At 48.3% G+C, this 15,930-nt stretch carries 13 protein-coding genes and 1 tRNA gene; all 14 read right to left on the bottom strand.

Annotation, left to right across the window (positions count from 1 at the left end; genetic code table 11):
* Positions 1 to 128 (bottom strand): GTP-binding protein (locus VK958_RS03295; RefSeq protein ID WP_254874736.1); only part of this gene is annotated, 128 nt, incomplete at its 3' end.
* Positions 129 to 166: 38 nt separating this feature from the next.
* Entirely contained in the window at positions 167 to 2,260 is a 2,094-nt protein-coding gene (fusA, locus tag VK958_RS03290; RefSeq protein WP_325239005.1) for an elongation factor G, read from the bottom strand.
* A 55-nt stretch (positions 2,261 to 2,315) separates the two neighbouring features.
* Positions 2,316 to 2,786, bottom strand: a complete 471-nt coding sequence (rpsG, locus tag VK958_RS03285) for a 30S ribosomal protein S7 (protein WP_306390348.1) — start codon at positions 2,784 to 2,786, stop codon at positions 2,316 to 2,318.
* A gap of 97 nt (positions 2,787 to 2,883) precedes the next feature.
* Complete coding sequence (gene rpsL, locus VK958_RS03280; protein WP_018987692.1) at positions 2,884 to 3,267, bottom strand: 30S ribosomal protein S12; 384 nt, start codon at positions 3,265 to 3,267, stop codon at positions 2,884 to 2,886.
* A gap of 197 nt (positions 3,268 to 3,464) precedes the next feature.
* The gene (gene rpoC / locus VK958_RS03275) at positions 3,465 to 7,724 is read right to left on the bottom strand and encodes a DNA-directed RNA polymerase subunit beta' (RefSeq protein ID WP_325239003.1); all 4,260 of its coding nucleotides are present in this window, start codon (positions 7,722 to 7,724) and stop codon (positions 3,465 to 3,467) included.
* A gap of 23 nt (positions 7,725 to 7,747) precedes the next feature.
* Positions 7,748 to 11,920 (bottom strand): DNA-directed RNA polymerase subunit beta, encoded by a 4,173-nt coding sequence (rpoB, locus tag VK958_RS03270; RefSeq protein WP_325239001.1) that lies wholly within the window; start codon positions 11,918 to 11,920, stop codon positions 7,748 to 7,750.
* 241 nt (positions 11,921 to 12,161) lie between these two features.
* Positions 12,162 to 12,539, bottom strand: a complete 378-nt coding sequence (gene rplL, locus VK958_RS03265; RefSeq protein ID WP_055831503.1) for a 50S ribosomal protein L7/L12 — start codon at positions 12,537 to 12,539, stop codon at positions 12,162 to 12,164.
* Positions 12,540 to 12,572: 33 nt separating this feature from the next.
* Entirely contained in the window at positions 12,573 to 13,070 is a 498-nt protein-coding gene (gene rplJ, locus VK958_RS03260) for a 50S ribosomal protein L10 (RefSeq protein WP_029147988.1), read from the bottom strand.
* A gap of 273 nt (positions 13,071 to 13,343) precedes the next feature.
* Complete coding sequence (gene rplA, locus VK958_RS03255; RefSeq protein WP_325238999.1) at positions 13,344 to 14,030, bottom strand: 50S ribosomal protein L1; 687 nt, start codon at positions 14,028 to 14,030, stop codon at positions 13,344 to 13,346.
* Position 14,031: 1 nt separating this feature from the next.
* Positions 14,032 to 14,463 carry a 50S ribosomal protein L11 gene (gene rplK / locus VK958_RS03250; RefSeq protein ID WP_325238998.1) on the bottom strand — a complete coding sequence of 144 codons (432 nt, stop codon included), beginning with the start codon at positions 14,461 to 14,463 and terminating at the stop codon, positions 14,032 to 14,034.
* Positions 14,464 to 14,548: 85 nt separating this feature from the next.
* Entirely contained in the window at positions 14,549 to 15,088 is a 540-nt protein-coding gene (gene nusG, locus VK958_RS03245; protein ID WP_325238996.1) for a transcription termination/antitermination protein NusG, read from the bottom strand.
* Positions 15,088 to 15,435: a preprotein translocase subunit SecE gene (gene secE, locus VK958_RS03240; protein WP_325238995.1), complete on the bottom strand. Its 348-nt coding sequence runs from the start codon at positions 15,433 to 15,435 to the stop codon at positions 15,088 to 15,090. The genes nusG and secE overlap by 1 nt, the downstream gene beginning before the upstream one ends.
* A gap of 55 nt (positions 15,436 to 15,490) precedes the next feature.
* A tRNA-Trp gene (locus VK958_RS03235) sits at positions 15,491 to 15,566 on the bottom strand.
* A gap of 60 nt (positions 15,567 to 15,626) precedes the next feature.
* On the bottom strand, positions 15,627 to 15,930 hold a 304-nt coding region (locus tag VK958_RS03230), incomplete at its 5' end, for an EF-Tu C-terminal domain-related protein (RefSeq protein WP_473964688.1).

Below are 15,930 nucleotides of genomic sequence, written 5' to 3'. Positions count from 1 at the left end.
TCACCACCAAATTTCTTAGTCAATACAGTCGTGATCGCCGCTGTCAATGTTGTCTTACCGTGATCAACGTGACCAATCGTACCAACGTTCACGTGTGGCTTGGTACGTTCAAATTTGCCTTTTGCCATGATGTTTTCCTTTTAATTTAATACTTTAATTTAATCAATTATTTTTTGTTGATGATTGCTTCAGCAACGTTTTTCGGTGCGTCAGAGTAATGCTTGAATTCCATGCTGTAAGTGGCACGACCTTGTGACAAGGAACGTACTACAGTGGAATAACCAAACATCTCAGACAATGGCACTTCAGCTTTAATCGCCTTACCGCCACCAGGCATGTCATCCATACCCTGAATGATACCGCGACGAGATGACAAGTCACCCATCACATCACCCATGTAGTCCTCAGGCGTTTCAACTTCAACCGCCATCATTGGCTCAAGCAACACTGGATCTGCTTTACGCATACCATCCTTGAAACCAATAGAAGCCGCCATTTTAAATGCGTTTTCATTGGAGTCAACGTCATGGTATGAACCATCAAACAAAGTAACTTTTACGTCAACTACCGGGAAACCAGCCAAGATACCTGCAGGAATGGTTTCACGCAGACCTTTTTCAACCGCTGGAATAAATTCACGCGGTACAGTACCACCCTTGATCTGGTCAACGAACTCAAAGCCTTTACCAGCCTCGTTAGGTTCCATTTTAAGCCATACGTGACCGTATTGACCTTTACCACCGGATTGCTTAACAAATTTACCTTCAACTTCAACGGATTTGCGGATCGCTTCACGGTAAGCCACTTGTGGGGCACCCACGTTAGCCTCAACGTTGAATTCACGACGCATACGGTCTACCAGAATTTCAAGGTGCAACTCACCCATACCGGAAATGATCGTTTGGCCAGATTCTTCATCTGAACGTACACGGAATGAAGGATCTTCTTGTGCCAAACGGCCCAATGCCAAGCCCATTTTTTCCTGGTCACTCTTGGTTTTTGGTTCCACGGCCACGTGAATCACTGGCTCAGGGAAAATCATACGCTCAAGGATGATAGGCTTGTCTGGAGAACACAAAGATTCACCAGTCGTTACATCTTTCAAGCCGATACAGGCGGCGATGTCACCAGCCAGAACCTCTTCAACCTCTTCACGGTTGTTGGCATGCATCTGAACGATACGACCGATACGCTCTTTTTTATTCTTGATAGAGTTAAGAACGGTATCACCCTTGTTCAACACACCAGAGTAAACACGGATAAACGTCAATTGACCAACGAACGGATCCGTCATCAATTTAAATGCCAGTGCAGAGAAACCTTCTTTGTCGTCAGCTTTACGGCTGGCAGGCTTACCGTAGTCATCTTCACCCGTCACATCATCAATATCAACTGGCGATGGCAGGAAATCAACAACCGCATCCAGCATACGCTGTACACCTTTGTTCTTAAAGGCTGAACCACATAACATCGGCTGAATTTCACCAGCAATCGTGCGGGTACGAATACCTAAAATGATGTCTTTTTCATCCAGCTCACCATTTTCGAGGTATTTATTCATCAGGTCTTCGCTGGCTTCAGCGGCTGACTCAACCATTTGTTCGCGCCATTTGTTAGCCGTCTCAACCAGATCCGCAGGGATCTCACCGTAAGTGAATTTCATACCCTGAGAAGCTTCATCCCAGATGATGGCTTTCATTTTGATCAGGTCAACCACACCAGTGAAAGTGTCTTCACGACCGATAGGGATCACGATAGGCACAGGCGTCGCACGCAAGCGCGTTTTCATTTGGTCTACGACTTTGAAGAAATCAGCACCGGAACGGTCCATTTTATTAACAAAGGCCAGACGTGGCACTTTGTACTTGTTGGCTTGACGCCATACAGTTTCAGATTGTGGCTGTACGCCACCCACTGCACAGTAAACCATGCAGGCACCATCCAGAACACGCATGGAACGCTCTACCTCAATGGTAAAGTCCACGTGCCCAGGGGTATCAATAATGTTGAATCGATGCTCAGGCAATGAAAGGTCCATGCCTTTCCAGAAACAGGTGGTTGCCGCTGAAGTAATGGTAATACCACGCTCCTGCTCTTGCTCCATCCAGTCCATAGTGGCTGCACCATCGTGCACCTCACCAATTTTATGGTTTACACCTGTATAGAACAGAATACGTTCTGTAGTGGTTGTTTTACCAGCATCAATGTGCGCTGAAATACCAATATTACGGTAGCGTTCAATAGGGGTTTTGCGTGCCACGGTAGTTTACCTTTGCTATCAATTCAACTAATTATTAAAGAACGAGGTCGTTTAATTAAAAACGGAAGTGTGAGAACGCTTTGTTAGCTTCTGCCATACGGTGAACCTCTTCACGCTTCTTCATTGCCGAACCACGACCTTCAGAGGCCTCGATCAACTCGGCAGCCAAACGCAGGCCCATGGACTTCTCACCCCGCTTACGGGCTGCATCACGCAACCAGCGCATTGCCAAGGCGCTACGACGACTTGGGCGCACTTCTACAGGCACCTGATAGTTTGCACCACCAACACGGCGGCTCTTCACTTCAACAACAGGACGCAGATTATTCAACGCTGTGGTGAATAATTCCAGCGGGTCCTTACCGCTCTTGCTGGCCACCTGATCAAAGGCACCGTAAATGATACGTTCAGCAACAGATTTCTTACCACCTGTCATCAGCACATTTACAAACTTGGACACTTCCTGGCTACCAAATTTTGGATCCGGCAAGATAACACGTTTGGGGACTTCTCTACGTCTAGGCATAACATTCTCTTTTCAATTAAATTTTTGCTAGCAATAACACTCGCAAGGCATTTCAGCCGCTATAAAATATGGAAAAACGCTTGTGCAACTTAATAAATTAAGCTTTAGCTTCTTTAGGACGCTTGGCTCCGTATTTGGAACGCGACTGTTTACGATCTTTAACACCAGCCGTATCCAAGCTACCACGCACCATATGGTAACGCACACCCGGCAAGTCTTTTACACGACCACCGCGCAGCAATACCACGCTATGCTCTTGCAGGTTATGACCTTCACCGCCGATGTAGCTAATGACTTCGTAACCATTGGTCAAACGAACCTTGGCAACTTTACGCAACGCGGAGTTTGGTTTTTTTGGTGTTGTGGTGTACACACGCGTACACACGCCACGCTTTTGCGGGCAAGCTTCCAAAGCTGGAACCTTGCTCTTTGTAACCACTTTAACGCGTGGTTTACGTACTAACTGATTAATGGTTGGCATTGCCTTAACCTCTTCACCTTTTTTAAGAACCACCAATTTGAGCAGGAAGACTCAGGTATGGTGGCATATCAACAACAATGCCCTATTGAGACAATAAGGCCATTCTGAGAAACCCAGCATTTTAGTAAATGAGTCAAGGGGTGTCAAGCATTATTCATGCGAGACACCCCTTGAGAACAGGGACAACAGTGATCGAATTACTCGGCTGTGTTGTCGTCTGCTGCAGTCTCTTCTACCGCTACTTCTGGTGCAAACATCGCTTCAGCTGCCAACATGGCTTGTGAAGGCTCTGCTACGTTTGGCGTCAGTGATGCAATCGCAGCACGCTTGCGGGACTCGTGATAAGCCAGGCCGGTACCGGCTGGAATCAAGCGACCAACAATGACGTTTTCCTTTAAGCCACGCAGATCATCGCGTTTACCCAGGATTGCCGCCTCAGTCAACACGCGGGTGGTTTCCTGGAAGGAAGCCGCCGAGATGAATGAATCTGTAGACAGCGAAGCTTTGGTAATACCCAGCAACACGTACTCGAAAGTTGCCGGACGCTTATCTTCAGCCACTATGCGTTCATTTTCTGTCAACAGATCAGCGCGCTCAACTTGCTCACCCGTAATGAAACCGGTATCAGCAGCATCCGTCACTCTGACACGACGCAACATCTGACGCACAATCACTTCAATGTGCTTGTCGTTAATCTTCACGCCTTGCAAGCGGTAAACGTCTTGCACTTCGTCAATGATGTAACGTGCCAGTGCTTCGCGACCCTGCAGGCGCAATATATCTTGTGGATCTGCCGGGCCGTCAACAATCGACTCACCTTTAGTGACCACTTGACCGTCATGCGCGGTTACGTGTTTGTCTTTAGCAATCAGGAACTCGCTGGTAATACCATCCAGATCTGTAATAACCAGACGCTGTTTACCTTTGGTATCTTTACCGAATGAAACAGTACCCGTGACTTCAGCCAGCATGCCGGCGTCTTTTGGTGAGCGTGCTTCGAACAGTTCAGCTACGCGTGGGAGACCCCCGGTAATATCACGCGTTTTGGAAGACTCTTGCGGTATACGTGCCAGCACTTCACCCACGCCAACTTCCTGACCATCTTTCACCGTAATAATGCAACCCAGCTGGAAGGTCACGTTCACTGGCGTATCAGTACCAGCAACTTTGACTTCCACACCGTTAGCATCCAGCAATTTCACTTGCGGGCGCAGACCTTTGGACTGGCCGGCACGCTGTTTAGGATCGATAACGACCAGTGATGACAAACCGGTCACTTCATCTACCTGCTTGGCAACGGTCACGCCCTCTTCAACGTTCTCGAATTTCACATGACCTGCGTACTCGGTAATGATTGGACGGGTATGTGGATCCCATGTCGCCAATGCCTGGCCAGCTTTCACTGTTTTACCATCGGTGATGGTCAGTGTTGCGCCGTAAGGCACTTTATGACGCTCACGCTCGCGACCATTGTCTTCAGAAATCACCACTTCACCATTACGCGAAATCACGATTTGCTCGTTACGTGAGTTAGTTACATAGCGCATGGTTGACGTAAAGCCAGCTACACCATTTGACTTACTCTCAACCTGTGACACAGAAGCCGCACGCGATACCGCACCACCGATGTGGAATGTACGCATGGTCAACTGGGTACCTGGTTCACCAATAGATTGCGCTGCGATCACACCGACAGATTCACCGATACTGATCAGCTTGCCGCGACCCAGGTCACGACCATAACACTTGGCACAAATACCGTAGCGTGTATCACAAGTCAGTGCAGTTCGCACTTTGACTTCATCAATACCCAGGGCATCGATTTTCTCCACTTCGTCTTCACCCAGCAATGTCCCGGCTGCATAAACCACTTCCTGGGTTTCAGGATGCAGCACATCAAGCGCCGCAGTACGGCCCAGGATACGGTCATGCAATGGCTCAACGACTTCACCGCCTTTAACCAGCGCTTTAGTAACCAGACCATCAACGGTACCGCAATCGATCTGTGTCACTACCAGATCTTGTGTCACGTCGACCAGACGACGAGTCAGGTAACCTGAGTTAGCTGTTTTCAATGCCGTATCGGCCAAGCCTTTACGAGCACCGTGGGTAGAAATAAAGTACTGCAATACGTTAAGGCCATCACGGAAATTCGCCTTAATTGGCGTTTCAATGATAGAGCCATCCGGTTTCGCCATCAGGCCACGCATACCAGCCAGCTGACGCACCTGCGCCGCAGAACCACGGGCGCCGGAGTCGGCCATCATGTAAATAGCGTTAAATGATTCCTGACGGACAACCTTGCCGTCTTTCTTCACTACGTTACCGTCAGCATCTTTCACATCTTCTTCGCGCAATTGTTTCATCATGGCGTCAGCCACTTTGTCACCTGCACGGCCCCAGATATCGACTACCTTGTTGTAACGCTCACCTTGTGTCACCAGACCGGAGACATACTGGTCTTCAATCTCTTTCACTTCAGCGTCAGCAGCAGCAATCAATTGCTCTTTCTCTGGCGGCACCAACATATCGTTAATGCTGATAGAGATACCTGCTTTAGTCGCGTAGGAGTAACCGGTATACATCAGTTTGTCAGCGAAAATCACAGTCTCGCGGATGCCCACTTTACGGAAGCTGGCGTTGATCAGGCGTGAAATCTCTTTCTTCTTCAATGCCTTGTCAATGTAGCTGTATGGCAAGCCAGGTGGCAGGATTTCAGAAAGCAATGCACGGCCTACCGTTGTACTGTAACGGTTGATTTTCTCGGTTTTTTCACCGGCGACATCCAACTCGAACTCTTTAATACGCACAGTCACTTTAGCATGCAGATCAATCAGGCCCTGGTCGTATACACGTTGCACTTCCTTGATATCACTGAAGATCATGCCTTCGCCGCGTGCAGATACTTTCTCGCGGGTCATGTAATACAGACCCAACACGATATCCTGTGACGGCACAATAATCGGTTCGCCGTTGGCTGGAGACAGCACGTTGTTAGAAGCCAGCATCAATGTACGGGCTTCCATTTGCGCCTCCAGGCTCAATGGTACGTGCACAGCCATCTGGTCACCGTCAAAGTCGGCGTTAAACGCTGAACACACCAATGGGTGCAACTGAATCGCTTTACCTTCGATCAAGACTGGCTCAAACGCCTGGATACCCAGACGGTGCAGTGTAGGCGCACGGTTCAACAGGACCGGATGCTCGCGGATCACGTCTTCAAGGATATCCCAGACTTCTGGTCCTTCCTCTTCAACTTTCTTCTTCGCCGCTTTAATCGTTGTCGCCAAGCCTAAGACTTCCAGCTTGTGGAAAATGAATGGTTTGAACAGTTCCAGCGCCATTTTTTTCGGCAGACCGCACTGGTGCAATTTCAATTGAGGACCAACCACAATCACGGAACGACCAGAGTAGTCCACACGTTTGCCCAGCAAGTTCTGGCGGAAACGACCGCCCTTACCTTTGATCATGTCAGCCAGTGATTTCAGCGGACGCTTGTTAGCACCCGTCATCACCTTACCGCGACGACCATTGTCCAGCAGTGAATCCACCGCTTCTTGCAGCATACGTTTTTCGTTACGTACGATGATTTCCGGTGCTTTCAACTCTAACAAACGCTTCAAACGGTTGTTACGGTTAATCACGCGACGATACAGGTCATTCAGGTCAGACGTTGCAAAACGTCCGCCATCCAGCGGTACCAGTGGACGCAACTCTGGTGGCAATACTGGCAAGATTTCCAGGATCATCCACTCTGGCTTGATGCCGGATTTCTGGAAGGCTTCCAGCACTTTCAGGCGCTTGGCGATCTTCTTGATCTTGGCTTCAGAACCGGTCGCAGACAACTCGCTACGCAAGGTCTCGATTTCACGGTTGATGTCCATCGTGCGCAACAGTTCACGAATCGCTTCAGCACCCATGACGGCATTGAACTCATCACCATATTCTTCAACCTTGGCAATGTAGTCATCTTCTGTCAGCAATTGACCACGTGTGAGTGGTGTCATGCCTGGGTCGATCACGATAAATGCTTCAAAGTACAGTACACGTTCGATGTCACGCAGGGCAATATCCAGCACCATACCCAAGCGGCTAGGCAAGGATTTCAGGAACCAGATATGCGCCACTGGTGAAGCCAGTTCAATGTGACCCATGCGTTCACGACGCACTTTGCTCAAGGTGACTTCAACGCCGCATTTTTCACAAATGACACCGCGGTGTTTCAGGCGCTTGTATTTGCCGCACAAGCATTCGTAATCTTTGATAGGACCAAAGATTTTGGAGCAGAACAAACCATCCCGCTCAGGTTTGAACGTACGGTAATTAATGGTTTCTGGCTTTTTAACCTCGCCATAGGACCATGAACGGATTTTTTCAGGTGAAGCTAACGCAATCTTGATTGCGTCGAACTCTTCTTCTTGCGTAACCTGTTTAAATAAATCTAATAACGCTTTCATAGAGACTCTCCTTAATGGCGGGATTAATTACGGTCTAAATCGATATCAATGGCTAGTGAACGAATTTCTTTCACCAACACATTGAATGATTCAGGCATACCCGCATCAATTTTGTGCTCACCCTTGACGATGTTTTCGTACACTTTGGTACGACCATTCACGTCATCCGATTTCACGGTCAACATCTCTTGCAAGGTGTATGACGCACCATAAGCTTCCAGTGCCCAAACCTCCATCTCACCGAAACGCTGGCCACCGAATTGTGCTTTACCGCCCAATGGTTGCTGTGTGACCAGGCTGTAAGGACCGGTAGAACGTGCATGCATTTTGTCATCAACCAAGTGATGCAGTTTCAGCACGTGCATGTAGCCCACAGTGACCGGACGCTCGAAAGCATCACCGGTACGGCCATCAAACAATTTGACCTGTGTTTTGCCAGCGTGGAATTGCAGTTTCTTGGTGTGCTCGTCTTCATCCGGGAAAGCCAGATCAAGCATGGCACGAATATCAGATTCTGCTGCGCCGTCAAATACCGGGGTTGCAAATGGCACGCCGTGTTTCAGGTTAGTGGCCAGGTCGATGACTTCTACATCTGTCAGGCCGGCAATGTCTTCTTTCTTGCCAGTGCTGCTGTTGTAGATTTTATCGAGGAAGCCACGGATTTCAGCCACTTTAGCTTCTGCTTGCAACATGTCGCCCAGGCGTTTGCCCAGACCTTTAGCAGCCCAACCCAAATGCGTTTCCAGAATCTGGCCGATGTTCATCCGTGAAGGAACGCCTAACGGGTTCAACACGATGTCCAATGGCGTACCATCAGCCATGTGTGGCATGTCTTCAACTGGGCAAATCTTGGAGATCACACCCTTATTACCGTGACGACCCGCCATTTTGTCACCAGGCTGAATACGACGCTTCACTGCCAGGTACACTTTAACCATTTTCTGCACACCAGGCGGCAATTCGTCACCTTGAGTCAGCTTACGCTTCTTCTCTTCAAACTTGTTGTCGAACTCGACACGTGCCTGGCTCAAGCTATCTTTCAATTGCTCCAGCTGACGTGCGGCTTCTTCATCATTCAAGCGAATATCAAACCAGTCATAACGGCCAACGCTTTCCAGGTATTCAGCGGTGACGCTGTCGCCTTTTTTCAGCTTGTTTGGACCACCTGTGGCTGCTTTACCTGTCAGCAAACGGCTGATACGGCCAAACGTGTCATCTTCCACAATACGCATCTGGTCGCCCAGGTCTTTTTTGTAGTGAGACAGCTGGTCATCAATAATTTGCTGGGCACGGGTATCACGATCAATACCTTCACGCGTAAACACCTGTACATCGATCACTGTACCGGTCATGCCTGAAGGCACGCGCAGGGAAGTGTCTTTGACGTCAGAAGCTTTTTCACCAAAAATCGCACGCAGCAATTTTTCTTCCGGTGTTAAAGTGGTTTCACCTTTAGGTGTCACTTTACCAACCAATACGTCACCCGCTTCAACTTCAGCACCGATGTAGATAATACCTGAGTCATCCAAACGGCCTAGCATACGCTCGGACAAGTTTGAAATATCACGGGTAATCTCTTCAGGCCCCAGTTTCGTATCACGAGCCACCACTGACAACTCTTCAATATGAATTGAAGTGTAACGGTCATCCGCAACCACGCGCTCTGAGATCAAGATCGAGTCTTCATAGTTATAACCGTTCCAAGGCATAAAGCCTACCAGCATGTTTTGACCTAAAGCCAATTCACCCATGTCAGTTGACGCACCATCAGCCACTACGTCACCGCGAGAGATCACATCACCTACTTTAACCAACGGACGCTGGTTGATGTTGGTGTTCTGGTTAGAACGTGTGTATTTGGTCAGGTTGTAGATATCGACACCGACTTCATCCGCTTGCGCTTCAGAATCGTGTACACGAATCACAATACGGCCTGAATCCACGTAATCGACGATACCGCCACGACGTGAAGTAACGACAGTACCCGAGTCAATCGCAACTGTACGCTCAATACCAGTACCCACCACGGCTTTTTCAGCACGCAGACAAGGTACAGCCTGGCGTTGCATGTTGGCGCCCATCAATGCACGGTTCGCGTCATCGTGTTCCAGGAACGGAATCAATGAAGCCGCTACGGACACAATCTGACCTGGTGCCACATCCATGTACTGTACGCGCTCTGGCTGCGTCATGGTAAATTCATTGTGGAAACGGGCAGAGATCAAATCTTCTTTGAAGCTGCCATCTTTCGCCACTTCCGTGTTTGCCTGGGCAATCACGTACTGGCTTTCTTCAATCGCAGACAAGAAATTGATTTTATCTCCAACCTTGTTATTTTCGACCAGACGATATGGCGTCTCTAGGAAACCATAGTCATTGGTGCGTGCATACAAAGCCAGCGAATTGATCAAACCAATGTTTGGACCTTCAGGTGTTTCAATAGGACATACACGGCCATAGTGAGTGGTATGTACGTCACGCACCTCAAAACCGGCACGTTCACGAGTCAAACCGCCTGGGCCCAATGCTGAGATACGGCGTTTATGCGTAATCTCGGACAATGGGTTGGTCTGATCCATAAATTGTGACAACTGGCTGGAGCCAAAGAACTCACGGATCGCGCTTGACACTGGTTTTGCGTTGATCAAGTCATGCGGCATCAGGTTTTCTGATTCGGCTTGAGACAAACGCTCTTTAACAGCACGCTCAACACGCACCAGACCGGCACGGAACTGGTTCTCAGCCAATTCACCGACAGAACGGATGCGACGGTTACCCAGGTGATCGATATCGTCGATCTCGCCGCGACCATTGCGCAGCTCTATCAACACACCAATCACTGCCAGGATGTCTTCATTAGACAGCACGTTAGCACCGGTATCGCCTTGCGGACCGACATTTTCATAGAAACGGCGGATCCATGCAGCAGAACGGTCTTCCAGTTTGGTTGGGTAAGCACGGCGGTTGAATTTCATGCGGCCAACTACTGAAAGATCATAACGATCTTCAGAGAAGAACAAGCCGTTAAACAAGGCTTGAACTGCATCTTCGGTCGGTGGTTCACCAGGGCGCATCATGCGGTAAATCGCTACACGGGCGCTATACTGGTCAGGGATCTCATCGCTACGCAATGTTTGCGAAATGAAATCACCATGGTCCAGATCATTGGTGTAAATCGTATCGATTTCGCTGATTTTGGCAGCAACCAGTTTCTCCAGCAAAGCCGGGGTGATTTCATCATTTGCGTTAGCAATCAATTCGCCACTGTCGGTATCGATGATATTTCTGGCAACCGCACGACCCATAATGAAGTCAGTCGGCACAGCCATGGCTTTAATGCCGGCTTTTTCGATGTCACGGATATGTTTAACCGTGACGCGTTTGTCTTTAGCGACCAGCACGTTACCGTCTTTATCAGCGATATCAAATTTCGCCATCTCACCACGCAGGCGGTCAGCTACTAACTCAAATTCCAGGCCTTTAGGGCCAATATGGAAAGTGTCAGTATCGTGGAATGTTTCCAGGATTTGTTCAGGGTTGTAGCCCAATGCTTTCAGCAGAATCGTCACTGGCATTTTGCGGCGACGGTCAACGCGGAAATACAGGTAATCTTTAGGGTCAAACTCAAAGTCCAACCATGAGCCACGGTAAGGAATGATACGTGCTGAGAACAGCAGTTTACCGGAGCTGTGTGTTTTACCACGGTCATGCTCAAAAAACACACCCGGGCTACGGTGCAACTGGGACACGATGACGCGCTCAGTACCGTTAATCACAAAAGAACCGTTTTCGGTCATGAGTGGCAATTCACCCATGTACACTTCTTGTTCTTTCACTTCTTTTACCGTTGGCTTGGAAGCTTCGCGGTCCATGATGGTCAAGCGCACTTTAACGCGCAGCGGCACGGCATAGGTCAGGCCACGTTGTTGACATTCTTTGACATCAAACGGCTCTGCACCTAATTGATAGCTCACATAATCCAGGCGTGCATTCTCTGAATGGCTGACGATAGGGAAAATAGAACGGAATGTTGATTCCAGACCTTGGTCTTTACGTTGGTCAACTGCTACATTTTCTTGCAGGAATGATTTGTAAGATTCCAGCTGCATAGCCAGCAAGTACGGAACCTCTTGAACACTGTCGCGCTTGGCAAAGCTTTTGCGGATGCGTTTCTTTTCGGTAAAGGAATAGCTCATAGCGTCTCCTGAGATTTTGAGGGTAGAAGACAAAACACTTTTCATCCACTGCAATGTTTTGACATCTAACTTCGTATTTAAAAACAGCCACTTAATTAACAAGTTAGCATAACTATATGCGGCCACATCACTACTTTTACAACACCTGCACTGACAATGACAGAATGTTAATAATCTGCAACGCCAGAAACGGCGAAGGCCGACGGTTGCCCGTCAGCCCTGCCATTAGCACAATGATGAATTATTTCAATTCAGCAGTCGCGCCAGCTTCAATCAATTTCTTAACAGCAGCTTCAGCGTCAGCTTTGCTTACGCCTTCTTTAACTGCTTTAGGTGCACCGTCAACTACGTCTTTAGCTTCTTTCAAGCCCAGACCAGTCAATTCACGTACCGCTTTAATCACGCTCACCTTGTTATCGCCAGCGCTATTCAAGATAACGTTGAACTCAGTTTGCTCAGCAGCAGCAGGCGCAGCAGCACCGGCAGCAGCGCCACCAGCAACTGCAACAGCAGCAGCAGAAACACCAAACTTCTCTTCGATTTCTTTAATGAATGCAGTCAGTTCTAATACGGTTTTGTTACCGATTGCATCCAAAATATCAGCATTTGAAATTGCCATGATAATAATTTCCTAAAATAAATTTGATTAAAATTAAGCCGCTTGCTTTTCTTTGTCGTCGCGTACTGCTGCAACGGCACGAGCAAACTTGGTTGGGATTTCGTTGAGCATGCCAGCCAGTTTGGACAGCAACTCTTCGCGGCTCAATGTAGACGCTAATGCTTGCACACCGGCAGCATCCAGACGCTCATTAGGCATCGCACCTGCTACCAGCTTGAACTGATCATTGCTTTTGGCAAAGTTGTTCATTACTTTAGCAGCGGCCACTGCATCTGTGGAAATACCATAGACGAGTGGACCAACCATATCGTCAGCCAATGCTGCAAAAGGTGACCCTTCTACTGCGCGACGAACCAGGGTATTTTTCAACACACGCAGATATACACCTGCATCACGCGCATCTGCACGCAGTTTCGTCATATTGGCAACGCCAATACCACGATACTCGGCAAGTACGATTGACTGTGCATTCGCTACTTGTGCGATTACCTCGGCAACGACTTCTTTTTTCTCTGTAAGATTAAGACTCAAGGTCTGTTCTCCTTCCGTTAATGAAAGCCCGACTCACATCGAGCCACTCACGGCGTCCTTGTTCAGGGCATGGATATATCCTGTTTCGGGGATCGCCATCTGCGTTGGCTTTTAAATACCTGTCAGCAGAGGATTTCTCACCCACTTACAACGCATTTATCAATTAAGTAAAACACCAACGGTCTTTGATGCTCTTGAGTCCGCATTTAAATATGAATGTTGACTCAAGCCCAAAGTTCTTGCCTGATCCTGCAACAGATCAGGACTTGATTCTTAAGCTGCTACTGAAGTTTGATCTACACGAACGCCAGGACCCATTGTGCTGGAGACGGACAGTTTTTTCAGGTATACACCTTTGGAGCTTGTTGGCTTAGCTTTGTTCAATGCTTCCAGCAATGCGGCCAGGTTTCCTTGCAATTGTTCAACCGTGAATGAAGCACGGCCGATAGTGCAGTGAACGATACCACCCTTGTCAGTACGGTACTGTACTTGACCAGCTTTGGCATTTTTAACAGCAGTCGCTGCATCAGGTGTCACGGTACCTACTTTTGGGTTTGGCATCAAACCACGTGGACCCAACACTTGACCCAGAGCACCAACAATACGCATTGCATCAGGGGTTGCAATCGCCACATCAAAGTCCAGCATGCCACCTTTAACTTGCTCAGCCAGGTCTTCAAAACCAACGATGTCAGCACCAGCTGCTTTAGCCGCTTCAGCTTGTGCGCCTTGTGCGAACACAGCAACGCGTACAGATTTACCAGTACCGTTAGGCAATACAATCGCGCCACGAACCAGTTGGTCAGATTTACGTGGGTCGATACCCAGGTTCACTACTGCATCAACAGATTCGTTAAATTTGGCAGCAGCGCCTTCTTTAACCAGGTTCAGCGCATCACTTACCGGATACAGCTTGTTGCGGTCGATTTTCGCGCGCAACGCATCGATTCTTTTACCCATGTTATACACCCTCCACTTCGATACCCATACTGCGTGCGCTACCAGCGATGGTACGTACGGCAGCATCCATGTCAGCTGCTGTCAGGTCAGGCATTTTTGTTTTAGCAATTTCTTCAGCTTGTGCACGAGTAATCTTGCCAACTTTGTCTGTATGAGGACGTGCAGAACCTTTTTCCAGCTTGGCCGCTTTTTTAATCAGCACGGTTGCCGGAGGCGTTTTCATCACAAAAGTGAAGCTCTTGTCTGCAAATGCAGTGATCACTACTGGAATTGGCAAGCCTGGCTCAACACCTTGCGTTGCAGCGTTAAACGCTTTACAGAATTCCATGATGTTCAAACCACGTTGACCCAGTGCTGGACCGACTGGTGGACTTGGGTTGGCTTTACCTGCAGGGATCTGCAGCTTGATATAGCCAATGACTTTCTTTGCCATGTTTGACTCCTTAAATGGGTACAAGCGCTCTTGAGAGCTCCCCGTTGAAAATGACTACTAACCGCTTACTACTAAATCTTATGACTTAAATTTCTTTTTCGACTTGCGCAAAATCCAGTTCAACCGGTGTGGCACGACCAAAAATCACCACAGAAACGCGCACTTTGTTTTTGTCGTAATTGATCTCTTCCACGGTGCCTGAGAAATCCTTGAATGGACCGTCGATCACGCGCACGCTTTCGCCTTTTTCGAAGGTCATTTTCTGTGTAGGGTTAGACTTACTGTCATCCATACGACGCAGGATAATCTCAACTTCTTTATCTTTAATAGGCGTAGGGCGCTGTGCTGAACCGCCGATGAAGGAAGTTACACGTGGTGTGCTTTTTACCAAATGCCAGCTCTGGTCTGTCATTTCCATCTGCACCAGTACATAACCTGGATACAAGCGACGCTCTGAGATGGTCTTTTGACCACCCTTCATCTCGACAACCTCTTCAACCGGCACCAGAATGTCACCAAATTGATCTTGTAAGTTTGCCCTTACAATACGCTCTTCCAAACCGGCTTTTACGGATTTTTCCATGCCTGAGAAAGCTTGAACTGCATACCAACGCATTGATGACATTAAGCACCTCGACCCATAATCCATTGCACCATGTAAGCAAAACCGATATCTACCAACGCCAGGAAAGCAGCCATGATCATTACCAGCACAATCACCGCCAGTGTAGTTTGCATGGTTTCCTGACGCGTTGGCCAGACAACACGCTTCGCTTCGGCAATCGACTCATTAAAAAAGCTAAGCGCCTGCTTACCTTGCGGGGCAGTCCATGCCACCGCTACAGACGCGACAATACCTGCCAGGACGGCAAGTATTCTAACAACCATTGCTTTATCTTCTAAAAGATAAAAACCGGCAATCCCCAAAGCTAGCAACAACAGGGACAAAGCCAGTTTGATTTTATCGATCATAACCTTAACTTTATATTTTTCACACTCTATCACTGGATATCAGCTACTAGGTGTTTGGCAGGCCAAGAGGGTCTCGAACCCCCAACCCTCGGTTTTGGAGACCGATACTCTACCAATTGAGCTATTGGCCTGTACTCTTTAATGTAAAACCTGCACGGGTTGTAGTGCAGGTTTTACTCGATTAAATCTAATTACTCGATGATTTTAGCGACAACGCCAGCACCAACGGTACGACCACCTTCACGAATAGCGAAGCGTAAGCCATCTTCCATCGCGATAGGCGCAATCAGCGCTACTGAGATAGAGACGTTATCACCAGGCATCACCATTTCGGTACCTGCCGGCAATTCAACCGCACCAGTCACGTCAGTCGTACGGAAGTAGAACTGTGGACGATAGCCGTTGAAGAATGGTGTATGACGACCACCTTCATCTTTACCCAACACATAGATCTCGGCTGAGAATTTAGTGTGTGGCTTGATAGAACCTGATTTA

The sequence above is a fragment of the Methylophilus sp. genome (genome assembly GCF_035460085.1).
In the GTDB taxonomy this organism is placed as follows: Bacteria; Pseudomonadota; Gammaproteobacteria; order Burkholderiales; family Methylophilaceae; genus Methylophilus.
The sequence above is the reverse complement of the archived record's forward strand: the minus strand, read 5'-3'. Positions and strand labels throughout refer to the sequence as shown.